This window comes from Sphingorhabdus sp. (genome assembly GCF_029865925.1).
Lineage (GTDB): Bacteria > Pseudomonadota > Alphaproteobacteria > Sphingomonadales > Sphingomonadaceae > Sphingorhabdus_B.
This window is the reverse complement of sequence record NZ_JARXAI010000038.1, coordinates 1-16,531: the sequence shown is the minus strand read 5'-3', so window position 1 is coordinate 16,531 and position 16,531 is coordinate 1. Positions and strand designations below refer to the sequence as shown.

The 16,531-nt window shown below is 55.3% G+C and carries 13 protein-coding genes and 1 pseudogene; 3 read left to right on the top strand and 11 right to left on the bottom strand.

Annotated features, from left to right (window positions below):
* From QE270_RS03690 to QE270_RS03680, 3 genes are all read left to right on the top strand, one after another.
* The coding region (locus QE270_RS03690; protein ID WP_300035330.1) for an aldehyde dehydrogenase family protein at nt 1–855 on the top strand (855 nt) is incomplete at its 5' end.
* Entirely contained in the window at nt 821–2,509 is a 1,689-nt protein-coding gene (gene betA / locus QE270_RS03685) for a choline dehydrogenase (RefSeq protein WP_300035327.1), read from the top strand. The genes QE270_RS03690 and betA, both read left to right, overlap by 35 nt.
* A complete protein-coding gene (locus tag QE270_RS03680) occupies nt 2,506–3,870 on the top strand; it encodes an FAD-dependent oxidoreductase (RefSeq protein ID WP_300035325.1) in 1,365 nt (454 codons plus the stop codon). Before betA ends, QE270_RS03680 begins: the two co-directional genes overlap by 4 nt.
* Nucleotides 3,871–4,010: 140 nt before the next feature.
* Here QE270_RS03680 and QE270_RS03675 read toward each other — a convergent pair whose 3' ends face one another.
* The 11 genes and pseudogenes from QE270_RS03675 to QE270_RS03625 all read right to left on the bottom strand — a co-directional run.
* Nucleotides 4,011–6,281, bottom strand: a complete 2,271-nt coding sequence (locus QE270_RS03675; protein WP_300035322.1) for a TonB-dependent receptor — start codon at nt 6,279–6,281, stop codon at nt 4,011–4,013.
* Nucleotides 6,282–6,461: 180 nt separating this feature from the next.
* Complete coding sequence (locus QE270_RS03670; protein ID WP_300035319.1) at nt 6,462–7,919, bottom strand: peptide MFS transporter; 1,458 nt, start codon at nt 7,917–7,919, stop codon at nt 6,462–6,464.
* A 147-nt stretch (nt 7,920–8,066) separates the two neighbouring features.
* On the bottom strand, nt 8,067–8,852 hold the full coding sequence (locus tag QE270_RS03665) for an enoyl-CoA hydratase-related protein (protein WP_300035316.1): 786 nt from the start codon (nt 8,850–8,852) through the stop codon (nt 8,067–8,069).
* 45 nt (nt 8,853–8,897) lie between these two features.
* Nucleotides 8,898–10,064 carry an acyl-CoA dehydrogenase family protein gene (locus QE270_RS03660; protein ID WP_300035313.1) on the bottom strand — a complete coding sequence of 389 codons (1,167 nt, stop codon included), beginning with the start codon at nt 10,062–10,064 and terminating at the stop codon, nt 8,898–8,900.
* 14 nt (nt 10,065–10,078) lie between these two features.
* Entirely contained in the window at nt 10,079–11,236 is a 1,158-nt protein-coding gene (locus QE270_RS03655; protein WP_300035310.1) for an acyl-CoA dehydrogenase family protein, read from the bottom strand.
* 1 nt (nt 11,237) lies between these two features.
* On the bottom strand, nt 11,238–12,095 hold the full coding sequence (locus tag QE270_RS03650) for a MaoC family dehydratase N-terminal domain-containing protein (protein ID WP_300035308.1): 858 nt from the start codon (nt 12,093–12,095) through the stop codon (nt 11,238–11,240).
* The gene (locus QE270_RS03645; protein WP_300035305.1) at nt 12,092–12,337 is read right to left on the bottom strand and encodes an acyl-CoA dehydrogenase family protein; all 246 of its coding nucleotides are present in this window, start codon (nt 12,335–12,337) and stop codon (nt 12,092–12,094) included. Before QE270_RS03645 ends, QE270_RS03650 begins: the two co-directional genes overlap by 4 nt.
* The gene (locus QE270_RS03640; protein WP_300035302.1) at nt 12,289–13,503 is read right to left on the bottom strand and encodes an acetyl-CoA C-acetyltransferase; all 1,215 of its coding nucleotides are present in this window, start codon (nt 13,501–13,503) and stop codon (nt 12,289–12,291) included. Before QE270_RS03640 ends, QE270_RS03645 begins: the two co-directional genes overlap by 49 nt.
* Entirely contained in the window at nt 13,500–14,702 is a 1,203-nt protein-coding gene (locus QE270_RS03635; protein ID WP_300035299.1) for a CoA transferase, read from the bottom strand. Before QE270_RS03635 ends, QE270_RS03640 begins: the two co-directional genes overlap by 4 nt.
* 17 nt (nt 14,703–14,719) lie before the next feature.
* Nucleotides 14,720–15,874 carry an acyl-CoA dehydrogenase family protein gene (locus QE270_RS03630; protein ID WP_300035296.1) on the bottom strand — a complete coding sequence of 385 codons (1,155 nt, stop codon included), beginning with the start codon at nt 15,872–15,874 and terminating at the stop codon, nt 14,720–14,722.
* A 189-nt stretch (nt 15,875–16,063) separates the two neighbouring features.
* Nucleotides 16,064–16,531 (bottom strand): annotated as a pseudogene (locus QE270_RS03625) (peptidase S41); the annotation flags it as partial.

Sequence of the window (16,531 nt, the reverse complement as noted above, 5' to 3'; positions counted from 1 at the left end):
GTGCAAGGCAAGGCAGACACCGGCCGCTTGCTGAGCCTGCATCCCGGCATCGCCAAAGTGTCGCTGACAGGCGAAGTCGGCACTGGCAAAAAGGTTATGGTCGATGCGGCCGGTACGCTAAAATATGTGACCTTTGAACTTGGCGGAAAATCCGCGCTGATCGTCTTCGAGGATGCAGATCTGGACGAAGCCGTTTCCGGCGCTCTGCTCGCCAATTTCTATTCTGCGGGCGAGGTTTGCACCAACGGCACGCGGGTATTTGTTCATAGAAATGTCCGTGATGCGTTTCTTGCAAAACTGAAGGCGCGCACTGAGGCGATGGTGATTGGCGATCCGCTCCATCCCGCAACCCAAATGGGCGCGCTAATTTCTCCGGCGCATATGGAAAAAGTACTGGGGTATATCGCGCTTGGTCAGCAGCAGGGCGCTACCCTTCTGACCGGCGGAAAGCGTGTGATTAATGGAAATCTTGCGCAGGGGTCCTTTGTAGAGCCCACCATCCTCACCGGCTGTAAAGACGATATGGCCATCGTCCGCGAAGAGATTTTCGGTCCCGTGATGGCAGTGCTCGATTTTGAAGATGAAGCAGAGGTTATTGCGCGGGCCAACAATACAGATTTTGGTCTGGCTGCGGGTATTTTTACGAATAACTTGCCACGCGCGCACCGTGTTATCGCGGCGTTGGAGGCAGGCACCTGCTGGATCAACACATACAATATTACGCCTATTGAAATGCCATTTGGCGGCAACAAGCAGTCCGGTCTTGGCCGCGAAAACGGCAAGGCGGCGATTGAACATTATACCCAGCTAAAGAGCGTCTATGTTGCCATGGAGCCAATCGATGCCCCCTATTGAGGCTGCCGACTATATCATCGTCGGTGCAGGGTCTGCCGGTTGTGTGCTGGCGGACCGGTTGAGTGCCGATGGCACGCATCAAGTGGTATTGCTTGAATATGGCGGCAGTGACCGCTCAATCTTCATTCAGATGCCAGCAGCGCTTGCCTATCCCATGAATACCAAGCGTTGGAACTGGGGCTATGAAAGCGAGCCGGAGCCGCATTTGAATAACCGACGCCTGAACTGCCCGCGCGGCAAGGGTCTAGGCGGATCCTCTTCGATTAACGGACTTGTCTACGTCCGCGGCAACGCGCTCGATTTTGAACGCTGGAAAGAGGATGAGGGCGCCACCGGTTGGGGCTATGCCGACGTGCTACCCTATTTCAAACGCGCCGAAGGCCGCGCCGAAGGTGGAAACGAGTATCGGGGCGGCGATGGTCCGCTGTCGACCAGCTATGGCCCGCTCGACAACCCGCTGCATCAGGCGTGGCTCGATGCCGCGCAACAGGCGGGCTATGGCCTGACCGAAGACTATAATGGCTATGCCCAAGAAGGCTTTGGCCGAATGGATATGACGGTGCGTGACGGCACACGATGTTCGGCAGCCAAGGCCTATTTGTATGAAGCCCGTAAGCGGCCCAATCTCAAAGTGATTGAACAGGCGCTTGTGACGCGCATCCTATTTGAAGGCACGCGCGCGGTTGGCGTGGAATATGAACGCGCAGGCCAGATACATCAACTGCGCTCTGCGCGCGAAGTCATCCTGTCGGGCGGCCCTATCAATTCCGTGCAGCTGCTCAAGCTTTCCGGCATTGGCCCCGCAGACGAGTTAAAAGCGAATGGCATCAAGGTGCGCGCTGACCGCCCTGGTATCGGCGCAAACTTGCAAGATCATCTGGAATTCTATTTTCAAATGGCCTGCACCCAACCCATCACTCTTTACGGCAAGGCAAATCTTCTCGGCAAAGCGATGGTTGGCGCGCAATGGCTGTTCGGGCGGTCGGGTTTAGGGGCGTCAAACCAGTTTGAAAGCTGTGGCTTCATCCGCAGCCGCGCCGGAATCAAATATCCCGATATCCAATATCATTTCTTTCCAATGGCGATCAATTATGACGGATCGTCGCTGGCAACCGAACATGGCTTTCAAGCCCATGTCGGCCCCATGCGCTCCAAAAGCCGAGGCACAGTGACGCTCAAAAGCGCAGACCCGCGCGACAAGCCCAAAATCCTGTTCAATTATATGAGCCATCCCGACGATTGGGCGGAAATGCGGGCCTGTGTGCGGCTGACCCGTGAGATTTTTCAACAACCGGCCTTTGCGCCATTCCGTGGACGTGAAATTCAACCCGGCGCTGACACTGTCTCCGATGCGCAGATTGACGCCTTTATCGCCGAACATGTCGAAAGCGCATTGCATCCCAGTTGCACATGCAAGATGGGCAGCCCGCGTGATCCAATGGCGGTCGTGGACCCTGAATTGCGCGTCATCGGTGTCCAAGGACTGCGCGTTGTCGATAGCAGCGTTATGCCGACCATCACCACAGGCAATCTTAATGCGCCCACGATCATGATTGGTGAAAAGGGCGCAGATCATATCCTTGGAAAGCCAATGCTTGCGCCGTCCAACGCGCCTTTTTATGTCGCGCCAAATTGGGAAGTTGCCCAGAGATGATGAATACTATCCTCGAACCCGCTCGCAAAATCGATGTAATCCGCCAGACGGATGTCCTTGTCATTGGCTCCGGCCCTGGCGGCCTTGCCGCCGCGTTGGCATCGGCGCGGGCTGGCGTCGAAACGACGCTGCTGGAACGCTATGGCTGCTTCGGCGGCAATATCACGCAAGTAGGGGTCGAGGGTTTTGCTTGGTATCGTCATCCCGCTACCATCGACAGTGAAGGCATCGGACGTGAGTTCGAAGACCGCGCAAAGTTGATGGGCGCAGCCATGCCGGAGCCCCAATCCATCAGCCACAGTCTGGATGCCGAAGCCTTCAAATTTGTAGCAGACACGCTGGTGGAAGAAGCAGGCGTTATACCGATGCTCCACCGATTATGTGTTGCGCCTATCATGGAGGGCAATACGATCCGCGGCGTGATTGTGGAGAGCAAGGCGGGACGCGAAGCTATCCTCGCGAAGCGGGTGATCGACGCGACAGGAGATGCCGACATCGCCCACCGCGCAGGGGCCCCAACGCATATGCATCCGGTGGATGAGATGATGTCCGTCTCCGTCATGTTCTCCATGTGCGGCGTCAATAAGACGCGGTTTATTGACGCCGTAAAGGCCGACCCGCAGACCTATGGTGACTGGGCTGTGGGTGGTGAATGGGAAGTGATCACCAGCGGCAAAGAGGATGAGATGTTTTCGCCCTTTTTGCGTAAACCGTTTCAAAAGGCGTTGGAAGCAGGCCTTATCCCAGACAGCGTGAAAACAATGGCCGGCACTTGGGGTACAGTCTCGAATCAGGGGGACCTGACCTATCTCAACATGTGCCACCTCTATCTCGACGGTACCAACCCCGATGCGCTGACGCATGGCGAGATGGCGGGACGTAAGCAAGCGATGCACGCCATTGCGGCGTTGCAGGCGTTCATGCCCGGCTGCGAGGATGCCAAGCTGCGTAACTTCGGTATGACGCTCGGCATTCGCGATACGCGCAAGATTGATGCGGTGTACAACATGACAGCAGACGACGTGATGGAGCAAGGCCGGTTTGACGATAGCATCGGCATCTTCCCGGAATTTATTGATGGCTATGGCTATCTTATCTTGCCGACGACAGGGCGCTATTTCCATCTGCCTTACCGGTCGATGTTGCCGAAGAATGTGAAGCATTTGATTACCGCCGGCCGCGTGATTGGTGGCGACAAGGTCAGCCATGCGGCCGTACGAAACATGATGTGCTGCGCGGTTGCAGGGCAAGGCGCCGGCGTTGCGGCAGCGTTGGCGGTCAAGTCGGACCGGGATTTTTGCGACGTTGATATAAGCGCCGTGAAAAAGGAACTGATCCGCCAAGGCGCGAGGATTGGTTAGAGCACTTTGAGAATGATTAGCAAATCCTTGGCCCACCCCTCCTGTGTTCGGGGAAATGTACCGCTTGGCGAGCGTCTGCACTGGCCAAGCGTTTTTCGAAATCTACAGCACAAGCGTGATCGCTCCTATTTTATCACGCTTCAGAATTTTGCGCTCATTTTCAATCCGTAGAACCGTGGTTCACCGGGTATAAAGCTAGGGATGCCAAAGGCTCCCCCGGTGTTTCCGGCGTCGAGCAAGTAGCGACTGTTGAAAATGTTGCGCGCAAAGGCAGAGATTTCGTAGCGATTATCGGCGAACCGAACGCCACCGACGATATTGACGAGCGTCACCGGACCTTGGCTCCGTGCTTCAAGGTTAGGCGTTTCGAAAAACAGTTTGCTGCGATACGTGATGCTTGGCGTTGCGAACACATTAACGTTACCGAGCGGAGCATCAATAATCAGACCTGCGGATGCCTGATAGTCAGGCTGCAACCGGAATTTGGCGCCGCGGAAATTTGCCGCAATATCTGCTCGGTTGTCTATGCCACCGTCAATGTAAGCGCCGTTGGCGAACATTGTCAGCCATGATGTCGGACGGACATTAACTTCTGCCTCAACGCCTTTGTTCGTCGCCGTTCCTGCGCTTTGCGTTACGCCGACAATGCTTGGTGGGATGATGATGCTCACCTGGAAATTATCATATGTCAGATAGTAAACACCGATTGATCCTGAAAGGATACCCATAGTGCCCTTTACCCCGAGTTCATAGTTCCAGAGAACTTCCTCAAGAACCGGCGATATATTTGCAACAGGACCACCGGATGTAGAGCGCGCTGAGACATTGACGATTGCCGAGCGGCGTCCTTTTGATACGGTGGCGTAGGCATTGAAATTGCCCGAGAACTTGTACAGCAGGTTAAAGCGCGGAAGCACGTCGGCATAACTATCCTCAGACTGGAACGTCTGCCCTGCCGTATCGACTTGCCCGGGTATAACCGACGCGCCCTTGGTCACTGCCGACCGCGGCACGCCGGCCCGAAATCCTGATAGTCGCTTTTCTATCTGCACGCGAACACCCGCTGTAATCTCAAGACTTGGCGTCGGGATCCATGTGCTGTCGGCAAACATGGAGTAGCTGGTGTTACGGCCCTGATTTTCGAAGAATGACCTATAGTCGATGCGCGGTGCAGCGGCGGCAGGAACGCTCCCATTTGCAGCTACGCACTGCGCCCGCGTTGCAGCGGTTGCGCTGAGACATGCAAAAAACGTGTTTTCATTCGTTGAGAAGGGTACATTTTGCACGCCATTTTCGTGGAAGTAATTGAAACCGAACGAGCCACGCAATTTGTCGCTGTTGTAGGAGAAACGGGTTTCCTGATTAAACTGGTCACCTTGGGCAAGCTCGGCGAACTCAAGATATTCGGCAGCTGTCCCATCCGCATCAAACACTTCGAGCGAGTCAAACTTGCGGTAGCCGTTGACCATAGTGAGCACCCAATCATCTGCGATATCCCAGTTGACCGTCAAATTGGCATCATAGACATCGCGCTTGAGACCAAGTTTGCTCAGCCCGAGATCCCGGAGTGCGTTGGGTGTGCTGCCAAGGGCTGCATCCCCAAAAGCGTTGGGCGCGCCCGACGCGGTTGGATACGTAAGGGAGATAAAGGGTGTGCCTGAATTCCGCTGACGGTCATAGGTAAGGATCAAGTCGGCGGTAAACGCATCAGTGGGTTTAAACCGCAGCGAACCGCGCGCACCAAACTGGTCTTGAGCGTATAAGTCGTCTTGGCCGGCGGCCAGATTGTTTACATAACCGTCACGCTTTTTGTAAGCAAAGGCAATGCGTCCAGCGAGCTTTTCCGAGCCTGCATTGATAAACCCGGTGGCTGAATGTTGATTGAAGTTACCATATGTGCCGCCCAATTCACCGCTGTAGCCGTCTTCTGGCCGCGCGGAGATCAAGCTGATAGCGCCGACCGCAGAGGCAGTGCCAAAAAGGGTCGCTTGTGGTCCCTTGACCACCTCGATCCGCTCCATGTCGAATATGTCCTGATATGAACCGCGCGAACGAGAGATGTCAACGCCGTTATAATATAGCGTAACGCGCGCGCCTTGCTGTGCAGAGCCGGAGTCAGATGTAATACCACGAATAACGATGCCAGGGTTGTTCGCGCTCTGCTCCTGAATGTTGAGCCCAGGGACATAGTTTGAGAGCTCGTCTAGGTCATTAACGCCAATTTCGCGCAACCGTGTTCCCGTAACCGCGGTAATCGTTAACGGGACATCAATCTGACGTTCTTCGCGCTTTTGGGCCGTAACGATAATTTCGTCTTCTCTCGAAGCCTCATTTGTCGGCACACCTTGGGCAAAGGCGGGCAAGGCTGTGGTTGAGGACAATAGAATAGCAAGTAATGGCAAATGGCGCATGAACGAACTCCTGATTAGAAGTTTGTGGCGACTAAAGAACGATAAAGGCTACTAGGGGTCGGAACGGGGTCTAAAGCAAGTCACTTTGATGAAGCCTTTATGAAGGCCAGGGCGCGCCCACTTCTCTAGGCTACCAGGAATTCCGGCACGGAATTAGAATAAGGGAACTACGCGGCACTATTACGGCGCCAGATCAGGGTCCAGCGCAGCTTGAAGGCGCTTGCGGAATAGCAAAATGAGCATGCCGCCTACAAACGCGATGCCGGCATCCATCGCCCAGAAAACGGACGGGTGCATTTGGTCAAAATAGCTGCCAACCCATCCCGCGAGCACATGTCCGACAAAGGGAGACAGGAACGCAACTCCCATCAGGAAAGAGCCCATCCCCGCAGGGGCAGCCCTGCTGACGATGGCCAACGTCGTTGGCCAATAATACATCCACGCGAGCCCCATGATCAGCCAACCGGCGATTGCCCAACCCGCACCCACACTGTCCGGTTCACTCAGTCCTAAATTGCCATAAGCGAAAAGAAGTGCAGCAATGGCAATAATGGATGTTCCAATACCTACTTTCGTAACGCTACTTGGCTCGCTGCCACGCTTGGCCTGCCATGCCCAGAATGCAATCAACGCGGGCGCGGCAAGAATGGCACCAATCGAGTCCATCGATGCAAACCAACTCGATGGCACCGCGCCAAGCGACGTGACCAAGTTCACATATTGATCGACCCACAATATGCCGATGCTCCATACCATCGGATAGGCGATTTCAGCGGGTATGGTCAGCGCAATAACGAGCAAAAGCACCGCCACACGTTTCCGTTCGGCGGCGGTCATGACGGGCGCCTTTTCCCGTTTGCGCGCCACAGGGCGGTCGTCCGGCAAGTGCCGCTGGCCCAAAATATATGCAACGAGCGCGATCAACATTAAAGCTGCCGCAACCGCAAACCCGGCGTGCCAGCCATAGATAGCGGCAACCAAACCGGTCACAAACGGCCCGCTGGCTGCGCCAATGCAAATGCCTGTCGAAAAAATGGTAAAGCCGCGTGATCGCATGGACTCATCTGTACGCGGATAGAGCGCGCCGACCTGCGCGGAGATATTCCCCTTGAGAAACCCAGACCCGAGGATCAGCAGCAACAGCGCAAATAAGAAGCTTGTATAAAAGGACATGGCCACATGCCCTGCGCTCATCAGCACTACACCGAACATCACCGTGCGCTTTGCACCCAGTATCCGGTCGGCAACCCAACCCCCAGCGATAGGCGTGAAATAGACAAGGCCCGCATACCAGCCATAGATGATCGCCGAAAAAGCCACATCGCTCATCGGCCCGCGGAATTCGAACATATTGCGGAGTGCGGCTAGCCCAATGACCTGCGCCGCATTTTCAGGCAGCAGTAGCTCTTTCACCATGTAAAGTGTCAGCAGCGCAGACATTCCGTAAAAGGAAAATCGCTCCCACATTTCGGTAAAGGACAGATAGTACAGGCCCTTGGGGTGACCGTGAAGTTGGCCATCGGCAGTTTGTTCGACCATGCCCAAATTCGCTCCCATATCGTTCCACGCTGCCGCGCCTTTGGACGCTTCTATCCCTGCGCGAACGAAAGGCGCAAGAGAATGATGCGCCCTGCCCACGTAAGCTCTTCACGCAGCGATAGGGTTCTCTGCATTCTAGGCTACCCTACATCAGTTAATCATCAGGTCGCTGGTTCGAACCCATCAGGGCGCACAATCTTGTAATGGTCAACCGCAATGACGATCAACCCTCGGCACGTCCGCCTATTACTGCCCCGTAAACGCTGCTTTGCGCTTTTCGACAAAGGCTTTTGAGCCTTCTGCCGCGTCGGTTGAACTGCCGGCGATGCGCTGTCCTTCGGCTTCGGCAAGCAATTGTTCGGCATAGGAGTTTTCCAGCGCGGTCAGGATATTGTTGCGTGTCACCGCATAAGCCACCGTTGGACCATTGGCGAGGCGGGTTGCAAGAGCGCGGGCTTCGGCATGAAGCGCCTCATCCTCAACGCATTTGTAGATCATACCCCAATCCGCTGCCGTTTCTCCGCTGATCTTCTCGCCGAGCATCATCATTTCGGTCGCACGGGCTTTGCCAACCAGGCGTGGAAGCATCCAAGATGCGCCGCCATCAGGCACAAGGCCGATGTTGACGAAAGCCTGAAGAAAATAGCCTGATTTACCTGCGATGACGAAATCTCCGCACAGCCCGATTGAGCAGCCTACCCCCGCGGCCGCGCCATTTATGGCCGTGATGATAGGCATATTCAAACGCGCCAGATTCATCATCAGCGGGTTATAATGGCGGGTAAGCGCGATATAGCTCCCCTCACCGCCTGAAATTGAACGCGCGCCACGCGCGGACAGATCGGCACCTGAACAAAAACTCCGGCCTGCGCCTGTGATAACGAGGCAGCGTGCTTCGCCCAGATCATTGGAAACGGCGTCATTTATCTCGCCCGTCATCTCAAGCGAGCACGCATTCATGCGTTCGGGACGATTGAGCGTGATTGTCGCGATATTGTCGGCAACATCCAAAGTAATCGTTTCATAGGTCATCGTTTCGCGCCCTCCTCCGGCGTTATGTGGTCAATTTTGGCTAGATCAGTCCCGCGTTCCAAGCAAATCGCGCGCCACCACCCAGTTGTGAATTTCGGTTGGTCCATCGTAAATGCGCATGGTGCGTAGCTTGTTCGACAGCAAATAGAGCGGCATTTCGCGCGTCATACCCATGCCACCAAACGTCTGCATTGCATGGTCGACAATGTCATATGCGGTTTCGGTGCAATAGGATTTGATCATCGAGATTTCCTGCCGCGTGTCGCGGCCTGCATCCATTTTCCACGCGCAGTCATACGTCATCAACCGCATCGCATGAATGCGTGTTGCGGCATCCGATACCCAGTTCTGGACTGTTTGACGTGACGAAAGCGGCTTTCCAAATGTGACCCGCTGCGGCGCATATTCTATCATCATATCGAGCGCACGTTGCGCCATGCCAATCGACCATGACGCCATTTCAATCCGCCTTGTGCCAAGACGTACTTGCATCGGCAGAAATCCTTGCCCACGTTTTCCAAGCAACTTCCACCCCGGAACACGGCAATCATCGAGCGCAATCTCATAGGTCGCGGTGCCGTCGATCATGGGGATTTTGCGCAGGACGTTGAACCCGGGCGTGTCGCGGTCCACTAGAAATGCAGACATGCCGTTGCGGCCTTCAGCATTTTTGTCGGTTACCGCCATCAATATGGTGAAATGGGCCTCATCCGCTTTGGTAATCCAGATTTTGCGGCCGTTGATAATCCAATCGTCGCCGTCTTGAACTGCAGAGGTTTTCATCAACTGCGGATCGGCGCCAGCACCTGGCTCTGAAATGCCGATAGCAGAAATCGTCTCTCCGCGTACATAAGGGGCAAGATAATGTTCGCGTTGCTTTGCGTCAGCGGCAGCCATCATCATACGCAGATTGGGGGAATCTGGCGGAATCGTATAGGGTGTTACGGTCCGCCCAAGTTCCTCGCCCACGCCAACCATCGCGACCATCGGAAGGTTCATCCCGCCAACTTCTTCGGGTGCATCAAGCCCCCAAAGGCCAAGGTCTTTAGAAACGGTATCGACGCGCGCCTGCTCATCCTTAGTCAGGTAGCTGCCTTGGCCCGCTGTCTCGCGCGCCAACACGTCGCTTTCCAGCGGCATCAGTTGCGCGTCCACAAATTTGCGGACGAGGTCTTTAAGCATCCGGTGCTCTTCAGCGAGTTCGAAATTCACGGACTAATTCCTTCTCAATAGCTGCGCGGCAGGCCGAGCACATGTTCGGCAAGATAGCTCAGGATCAGGTTAGTACTGATCGGGGCAACGGTGTATAGGCGTGCTTCGCGGAATTTGCGTTCGACATCATATTCTTCAGCAAATCCAAAACCACCATGCGTTTGTACGCACATGTCGGCAGCGGCCCAGCTTGCCTCGGAAGCGAGCAGTTTGGCCATATTGGCCTCTGCGCCAGGATTGCCGCCTGCGTCAGATACCTGCGCTGCATGATGCACCATCAGTTCGGCCGCACACATCTGCGCATAGCAACGCGCAATCGGGAACTGCACGCCTTGGTTCTGGGCAATCGCACGCCCGAAAACATTGCGCTCGCTTCCGTAATCGGTCGCTTTTTTAATAAACCATTTGGCGTCACCGATGCATTCGGCGGCAATCAGTATCCGTTCGGCATTCATACCCGAAAGTATGTAGCGAAAGCCCTTGCCTTCTTCACCGATCAGCGCGGAAGCGGGGATGCGCATATCGTCGAAGAAAACCTCCGTCGTTGAATGGTTCATCATCGTGCGGATTGGCTTGATCGTCATGCCGTTGCCAACAACCTTGCGCATATCGACCAAAAAGATGGAAAGCCCTTCGGTCTTGCTAGCCACATCTTCACGCGGCGTTGTCCGCGCAAGCAACATCATCAGGTCGGAATATTCTGCGCGGCTTGTCCAGATTTTCTGGCCATTTATGACATATTCATCACCATCACGCACGGCAACGGTCCGCAACGAGAGCGTATCTGTGCCGCTGGTAGGCTCGGAAACGCCAAAAGCCTGTAAGCGCAATTCGCCGGTGGCGATACGCGGCAGATATTCCTGTTTCTGTTCCTCACTGCCATATTTCAGCAGCGTATTCATGATGTACATCTGCGCATGCGCCGACGCACCGTTGCACCCGGCGGCTTGGATTTCCTCCATAATCACCGCTGCATCATCCAGCTTTAGCCCTGACCCGCCGTAGCTTTCAGGGATCAATGCAGCGAGAAACCCTGCTTTAGTCAACGCATCGACAAACTCTCCGGGATAGGCGCGCGCGCTGTCTTTTTCGCGCCAATATGCGCCGGGGAATTCGGCGCATAATGCCTGAACCGAACGCCGGATTTCAGAGATGTTGTCATTGTCGGTCATTTCAAACTTTCTTGATGGCCGAAGCCGCCATGACGTGCCGCCCATCGGCGGCGAAAGCACCGAGTTCAATGGTATCGTCCTGCGCCCGCATCACCAGATGCAAAACCTCCCCACAGATCGCGGGCGAAAGACCTCTAAATGCAAGATTTGCCAGCGCGTTGTCGCCAAGCTCGCGACGTGCCAAATCCAGCAACAATGTCGCGGTCAACGGACCATGGACAACAAGTCCGCGATAGCGTTCCGCGTCTTGCGCATAGGGCAAGTCATAATGGATGCGGTGGCTGTTAAAGGTCAGCGCTGAGAAGCGGAACAGCAAAGGTGTACTGGGGAAAAGCATGCGGTGGCTGCCCCAACCGCTTGCATCAAATGTCTCATCACTGACAACGGGAGGTGACAAGGGAGCATCTGATGCCGCGGCATCCCGATAGACGATGCTCTGCACCTCACGAACCGCAAGGCCGGCTTCGCCAAAAGTTTCATGCGCCACATCGACAAAGACCAATTGGCCCGATCCGCCAGATTTTTCGGTAATGGATGTAATCCGCGACGTCCGCGAAACTGCCTCCCCCAAAATCAAGGGCGCAAAAAATTCCACTTTGCTTGATGCCCACATCCGGCGGGGTAGCGGCACGGGGGGAAGGAAACTATCCGGACTATCATGACGCGCAGGATGACCATCAGGGCCAAGCCGGGCCGTCGGGGCGTCTGGCACGCACAGACACCAATGCAGCCCCTGTGGCACGGTGCCATCACCCGACGCGCCACGATCCAATGTCGCAAGCCAGCGCGACGCCAGACCATCATCGATACGATCTGTCCGCACCTCCTCGCGCCCGACCCATGCATCCCATGCACTCATGAACTCCGTCCTCCGATTAGGCCCTTGGCAATGACCTGCGCCTGAATTTCCGCAGCACCTTCAAAGATGTTTAATATACAGGCGTCGCACAATATGCGGCTAATTTTATATTCAAGCGCATAGCGATTGCTGCCGTGAATTTGCAGTGCCGCATCGCAGTAGCCTTCAGCGGCTTCCAGAACAGCGGCAAAGCTCATGCGCGTTCGAACACCGCAGCAATACCCTGACCGCCTCCAATGCACATCGTCTCAAGCCCGAAACGCACATCGCGACGATGCATTTCGCGGGCGAGGTTCGCCAATATCCGTCCGCCGGTTGCGCCGATAGGATGGCCAAGCGAAATACCCGAACCATTGACGTTGAGCATGTCATGACGGCCATCGTCATCGGACCAGCCCCAGCCTTTGAGACAGGCCAAAACTTGCGGTGCAAAGGCCTCGTTAAGTTCAATCAGGCCGATATCATTCCAGCTAAGGCCATTGCGCGCAAACAGGCGCTCGGCGGCGGGCACTGGGCCATAGCCCATGCGTGACGGTTCGCAGCCTGCGGCTGCCCAGCTATGGAAATAGGCGATGGGTTCAAGCCCGAGTTCTTCAAGCTTGTCCTCTGCCACAACCAAGCAGGCCGCAGCAGCGTCATTCTGCTGGCTTGCATTACCAGCGGTGACGACCCCACCTTCCAAGGGACGCAAGGCTGCCATGGTCTCGGCCGTCGCATCGGCACGATAGCCTTCATCATGATCGAAGATGATCGGGTCGCCCTTCCGTTGCGCGATGCTCACTGGCACTAACTCATCTTCAAACAGACCATTCGCCCATGCTGCCGCCGCGCGCTGATGCGACCGCGCTGCATATGCGTCGCAGGCTTCACGACTGATGTCATGATCTTTCGCCAGATTTTCCGCCGTCTCAATCATACCACTGATCACGCCAAAGCGCTCGACGGGCTGGCTCATCAACCGACCGCGCGTCAACCGGTCATGCAACGTCAAGTTGCCCGCGCGAACGCCTTTGCGAATATCGGTGGTGTAATGCTCTACGTTGGACATGCTTTCACATCCACCGGCCACGACAATGTCGCTAACACCGGTCTGAACCATCATCGCAGCATTCGCGATTGCTTGCAGGCCGGAACCACAACGTCGGTCAATCTGATAACCAGGTACTTCAATCGGTAGCCCCGCCGCCAACCAAGACCAATGGCCGATACAGGGTGCTTCGCCACTGCCATAGCCTTGGGCGAAGACAACATCATCGACCCGTGTGGGATCAATCTTTGTCCGTTCCATCAGTGCCTTCAGGATGATGCCGCCCAATTCCCCTGCATTTAACGAGGCAAGCGCGCCGCCAAATTTGCCAACAGGCGTTCGGATAGGGGCAACAATGGCTGCACGGCGAAGCTTATTCATGTGGCAATTCCTACTATTCCAGAGTCAATGAGGCTGGCGATTTCGCCCGAGGACAGACCGAGCGAAGCGCTCAATATTTCCTCGCTATGCTGACCGTTGCGCGGGGCTCCCTTGGCGTCACCACGCTCCATTTGGGGTATGGTGCCAAAGGCACCCGCAGCAGGATATTTGAAACCCGATGGGTTGGCGTTAAATGCCGTAAACATTGGATTATCAACCACCAGACGCTTGTCATGCGCGGCATCCAACATGGTCCTATAGGCAGAATGGACTATACCCGCGTCGTCAAGCATTGCTGCCATCCGGCTATGGTCAAGCGCAGCAATCGCCTTTTCAAACAATGGATAAAGCGCATCACGATGCTCAAAACGCACACCATCATCTCTTGCAAAACTGACGCCCCGTTCCGTTTCGATCGATTCAACCGCATTGCTTAACCCAAGTGCGCCAAGCAGGTTCGTCCATTGCCGATGGGTAACAACGACGATCATCGTCCGCACATTATCTTTGGTCACAAAGTCCCGCCCGAACAAACCATAGACCGCGTTACCAAGCCTCGGACGATTGGCGTTGTTGTGAAGCACCTCAGCTATTCCGCCCAAATTGGCGACAGTGCCGATGGCAACGTCAGACAGGGGTACACGTACCTCGCTGCCCTCACCTGTCTGTTCGCGCCGCCGTATGGCCGCGAGCATAGCAAAGGCAGCATACGCGCCGCTGAGCAAATCCCATGCAGGCAAGACATGATTGACTGGCTCGGGACCCATGCCGGTCATCATCGGATAACCCACTGCATTGTTCACGGTATAATCCAGTGCAGGCGCGCCATCAGCCCAGCCCATCACACGCACGGTGACCAGGTCAGGTCGCTTTTCCGATAGTTTCGCATGCGATAGGAAACTCTCGGCGGGAAAGTTTGTGATGAACTGCCCCGTTGCCTGCACCAATTCCTGCAGCAATTCTCGGCCTTGTGGGCTCGCCAAATCCAGCGCCACGGACTTTTTGGCACGGTTTAGATTTTCCCAGTAGAGCGAGCCATTGGCTTCCGTAATTGGCCAGCGATGATAATCGGGGCCGCCGCCGATTTGATCTACACGAATGACCTCTGCTCCGAACTGCGCACAATACAGACCAGCAGTCGGCGACGCCACAAAGGACGACGCCTCGATAATCTTAAGACCATCCAACAGATTATACACGCATCAGCCCCCCGACATCAGTTTTGGGCAGCCCAATCGCGCAGCATATGTTTGGCAATCTGAAGCTGAAGGATTTGCGTTGTGCCTTCATAAATCCTGTAGATTCGCGCATCGCGATAAAAACGCTCAGCATCATATTCCGCCAGATATCCCGCGCCACCATAAATTTGGACAACGCGGTCAACCACGCGCCCACACATTTCGCTGGCGAATACCTTAACCGCGGCGGCCTTGCGCAGCACATTCTCCCCGGCGTCTGCTCGGCGCGCGGCGTCTTCCAACATGGCTTCCGCTGCATAGATTTCGATGTCGCTGTCAGCCAGCATTTGCTGGATAAGTTGGAAATTGGCAATTGGCTCCCCAAAGGCATTACGTTCATTTGCATAGCGTAACGCACTGTCGAGCGCGCGGCGCGCATAGCCTGTCGCAGCAGCTCCAATGGACAAACGGCCATTATCTAAGCTTTTCATCGCAAACGCGAAGCCCTTGCCTTCTTCACCCCCCAAAATTGCATCGGCAGGGAGTTTCACATCATCCATAATGATATCCGCGATATGACTGCCCGACTGCCCCATTTTCTTGTCGGACTTACCTACGCTAATGCCGGGTGTGTCCATAGGCACAATGAAAGCTGAAACATGGGCGTTTTTAGGCAAGGCCTCCTTGCTTGTCCGCGCCATAATCAACGCTACATTCGCAAAAGGCGCATTGGTGATATAACGCTTCGTGCCGTTAAGAACCCAGCTATTTCCCGATTTGACGGCGATGGTCTGCATGGCGGCAGAATCGGACCCTGAGCCTGGCTCGGTAAGCCCGAACGAAGCAATTTCCCCTGCTGCAAGTCGTGGCAACCATTCAGCCTTTTGCGCGTCTGTAGCGCCGTTCTTGAATGCCGAACTCACCATGCCAATGTTGATCGACGTGATAGACCTATAGCAGGGCATGGCGTAGCTAAGTTCACGAATGGTGCGGATATACTGCTGAATATTCATCCCCGCACCGCCATATTCCTCCGGCATAGTTAAGCCAAACAAACCCATGTCGCGCATTTCCGACACGATGGCTTCAGGGATAGTTTCCGTTTCGAGAATTTCTTTTTCAGCCGGGATAAGGCGCTCGCGCACATAACGCTGGAGCTGCTCAATGAACTGCTCAAAAACATCGGTATCCATAATGATCTCTTTCCTGCGACCCAAACCATATCGTTTCGGCCTTTGTTTGGCTTAGGGTGTTGTCACACCTTCATTCCAAAATAAAGCCGTGACATTGCACGCAACACTTGTCGATGGGAAAGCTTAGCCATTCATCAAGTTAAAAGGTTTCTGCCTGCACCCATCTGCCTGCTTTAGCCTGATCTTCTGCTAAAATGAGCCAGACACGTCACGCTGCGCTGTGTTGGCATTTTCTGGGACAGGCAGGACACGCCGTTCTGTGCGTGTGGAAGCGCTTTGCGCGCTCTGGCCGACAACAATGGCCGTACAGCTGCGACCGGCAATGAAGTCCAACGCAGTGCGCAGCGATGCCTCCTGCGGGTCGCCCAGCGGCCGTGTGATGTCGTCTGCAGCCGCGCAGGTGGACCGCATCGTACCTGCAAGCCCAGAATAATAATCGCCCTGCCCCGCTGCGTTTTCTTTCGCAAAGGCCACGACGCGGATACGATCGTCACAGGCGGTTAAGTCTAGGGCGATCTGACCAACGGGCTTGCCGTAGCTGTTACTGCCTATCAGCGCTGCATTGACCCCAAGATACGGAACGAAGCTGGCCATCACCAACTCGCTGGCAGACGCGGTGGCGCCTGTGGCGATGAACGCAATTCTGACCGGCGAGAC